The sequence below is a fragment of the Burkholderia sp. Se-20378 genome, from assembly GCF_017104665.1.
Taxonomy (GTDB): Bacteria; Pseudomonadota; Gammaproteobacteria; order Burkholderiales; family Burkholderiaceae; genus Burkholderia; species Burkholderia lata.
In genome coordinates, this window is record NZ_JAAGPG010000774.1 from 1 (window position 1) to 3,119 (window position 3,119).

A 3,119-nucleotide genomic window follows, 5' to 3' on the forward strand; every position below is an offset into this window, starting at 1 on the left:
CAGGCCGACCAGCAGGCGTGGATGGTCGCGCTGCTCGGCAGCCTGTACGACGCGGTGGCGCGTGCGTCGCGCGACTGGCTGGTCGGGTTCGCGACGACGCGTGCGCCGAGCGGGCTGGGCGCGCCGCTTGCGACGCTGCCGCGCGTGCAGGAAGCGGTCGGCGAAATCGAGGGCTGGCTGCATGCGAACCGCGTGCTGCTCGACGATCACATCGCGCGCACCGACGCGGGCAATGCACCGACGGTCACGACGAGCGGCCTCGTCAAGCGCACCGTGACCGAGCAGGCGATTCGCGTGGTCGAGCAGGCGTTGAAGCTGTCGGGCAATCATGGGCTGAGCCGTGCCAATCCACTCGAACGCCACTATCGTGACGTGCTGTGCAGCCGCGTGCATACGCCGCAGGACGATGCGATCGCGGTGGCGGCGGGGCGTGCGGCGCTCGAAGCGGTGAGGCGGGGTGAGACGAAGCGCGAAACGAAGCGCGAAACGAAGCGCGAAACGAAGCGCGAAACGAAGCGCGAAACGAAGCGCGAAACGAAGCGCGAAACGGAGACGAGCGGGGCGTCGGTCAACGGGACCGAACGCAGCCGCAGCGATGCGTGATTGGCGCAGGGCTGGCGTGGGCGTCGATCGGGCGGCGCGATACCGTCGCCGCCCGGTACGGTCACGCAGCCTTGCCGTGCGCCTGCTCGGGCAACGCGAACGCCATGCGCGCATGCGCGGCAACGGCTGCGAGCGGTGCGTCGAAGCGGGCCGCATCGTGGCGGCGCAGCAACCACAGATCGATTTGCGGCTTGAAATCGGTGAGCGGCACGATGTCGAGCGCATCGCGCAGCGGGCTGCCTTCGACGAGCGGCAACGGCATCAGTCCGATGCCGAAGCCGTTCGCGACGCTCTGCAGTTGCAGGTCGCGGCCGTAGGTGTCGAGCGTGACCGGCATCGGCAGGCCCTGCGCGTCGAGCGCGCGTCGCAAGCCCGCGCGAAAACCGCAGCCGTCCGGATTGAGCACCCAGCCACGCGCGTGGCAATCGGCGAGCCGGTAGCTGCGGCGCGGCCAGTCGCCCTTGCGGCCGACCGCGACGAGCCGCGTGGCCAGCAGCCGTTCGCCCTCGACCTGCGCCGGCAGCACCATTTCGCGGGCGCGGAACACGAGCGCCGCATCGAGTTCGCGGCGGGCGACGCGCTCGACGAGCATGCCGCCCCACGCGGTCGTGACCTGCGTCGCGAGCGCCGGCCACTGCGCGGCGAGTTCGGCGATCAGCGCGGGCAGCATCAGCTCGCCGAGGCCTTGCGTGAGCCCGATCCGGAATTCACCGGCGGGCGGCTGCTTGCCGGCCGTCAGCTCGCGCAGCGCATCGACTTCGCGCAGGATCGCGCGACACTGCTCGAACACCTGCCGACCGATGTCGGTCGGTCGCGGCGGCTTGGTGTTGCGGTCGAGCAGGATCACGCCGAGCGCTTCCTCGAGATTCTGGACGCGCCGCGTGATCGCGGGCTGCGTCATCCCGAGCTCGGCCGCGGCCTGGCTCAGGGTCTGGCAGCGGACGACCGCTGCAAAAGCGTCGATATCGCTAATTTTCATGTTTGTTCTGCATGGTCTTTCGGGTGCATCATGACGATCCATCATATTCGGCATCATATTCGAGGAGTCAGCCGATGAGTACGCTTTCGTTGCAACAGACGCCGCTGCGGCCGTTCGTCGATGGTCTGGGTGCGTTGCTCGCGTCCGGCGCGAACGAGGCGCGCATCCTCGACGAAGGCAGCGCGCTGCTCGCCGCGCTTGTCGAACACGACGACTGGTTGCCCGACGCATTCGCGCAGCCCGACCCGGTGCGCTACCGGCAGTACCTGCTGCATCTCGATCCGGACGAGCGGTTCTCGGTGGTCAGCTTCGTGTGGGGCCCCGGCCAGACGACGCCGATCCATAACCACACGGTGTGGGGGCTGATCGGGATGCTGCGCGGCGGTGAGTTCTCGCAGCCGTACGGGTTCGACGCAGCGGGCAAGCCCGTGCCGGCGGGCGACGCCGTGCGGCTGCAGCCGGGCGAAATCGAGGCCGTGTCGCCGCGCATCGGCGACGTCCACCGCGTGACCAACGCGTTCGCCGATCAGGTATCGATCAGCATCCACGTGTACGGCGCGAACATCGGCAAGGTCGAGCGCGCGGTGTTCCTGGACGACGGCACCGTGAAGCCTTTCGTGTCGGGCTATTCGAACGCCTGATGCAAGGCCTGATGCAACGCCCGCCGGCGCGGCCGGTTGCCGGCATGCGCCGGCAGGCCCAAGATTCATCCGTTCCGCTTTCTTCACCGACTTCAACGCATTCAATCAAGACAGAGACACCGTGACGCAATCCGCCGATTCCATTTCCCTCTTTCCCGTCGCGTCGTACCAGGACGTGCGCGCGCGCCTGCTTGCCCGCGACGAGATCGCGCTGATCGACGTACGCGAGGAAGATCCGTACGCGCAGGGCCACCCGCTGTGGGCCGCCAACTTTCCGCTGTCGAAACTCGAACTCGATGCGTGGACGCGGATCCCGCGCCGCGACACGCCGATCGTCGTGTTCGGTGAAGCGGGCGGCGAGGATCTCGCGCCGCGCGCGGCCGCCAAGCTCGCGCAACTGGGCTATACCGACGTGCGGCTGCTCGATGGCGGCCTCGCGGGCTGGCTTGCCGCTGGCGGCGAACTGTTCATCGACGTGAACGTGCCGAGCAAGTCGTTCGGCGAATGGGTCGAGGCCGAGCGGCACACGCCGTCGCTGTCCGCGCAGGAGGTGCAGGCGCTGATCGACGCGAAGGCCGACGTCGTGATCGTCGACGCGCGCCGCTTCGACGAATACCAGACGATGAACATCCCGACGTCGACGAGCGTGCCGGGCGCGGAACTCGTGCTGCGCGTGCGCGCGCTTGCGCCGAACCCGGCGACGCAGGTGATCGTCAACTGCGCGGGCCGCACACGAAGCATCATCGGCACGCAGTCGCTCGTCAACGCGGGGCTGCCGGGGCTGATCGTCGACTACTACGTCGCGGACACCGCCGAAGCCGGTGCGGCGCCGCGCGGCCAGCTCGTCTGCCAGTTCATGGCCGCGGGCGTCGAGGCGTGGAAGGATGCGATCGTGA

4 protein-coding genes are annotated in these 3,119 nt (G+C 68.7%); 3 read left to right on the forward strand and 1 reads right to left on the reverse strand.

Annotation, left to right across the window (positions count from 1 at the left end):
* Window positions 1-603: acyl-CoA dehydrogenase family protein (locus G3N93_RS37330; RefSeq protein WP_241026864.1), on the forward strand; the 603-nt coding region annotated here is incomplete at its 5' end.
* 61 nt (window positions 604-664) lie between these two features.
* Here the strand turns inward: G3N93_RS37330 and G3N93_RS37335 are convergent.
* Window positions 665-1,639 (reverse strand): LysR family transcriptional regulator, encoded by a 975-nt coding sequence (locus tag G3N93_RS37335; protein ID WP_206135268.1) that lies wholly within the window; start codon window positions 1,637-1,639, stop codon window positions 665-667.
* Between the two features lie 17 nt (window positions 1,640-1,656).
* On the opposite strand from G3N93_RS37335, the gene G3N93_RS37340 reads away from it, so the two are divergent.
* Together G3N93_RS37340 and G3N93_RS37345 are read left to right on the forward strand one after the other, a co-directional pair.
* Window positions 1,657-2,223, forward strand: coding sequence for a cysteine dioxygenase (locus tag G3N93_RS37340; protein WP_206135269.1), 567 nt, complete (start codon window positions 1,657-1,659; stop codon window positions 2,221-2,223).
* Window positions 2,224-2,344: 121 nt separating this feature from the next.
* Window positions 2,345-3,119 (forward strand): rhodanese-like domain-containing protein (locus G3N93_RS37345; protein ID WP_307873451.1); only part of this gene is annotated, 775 nt, incomplete at its 3' end.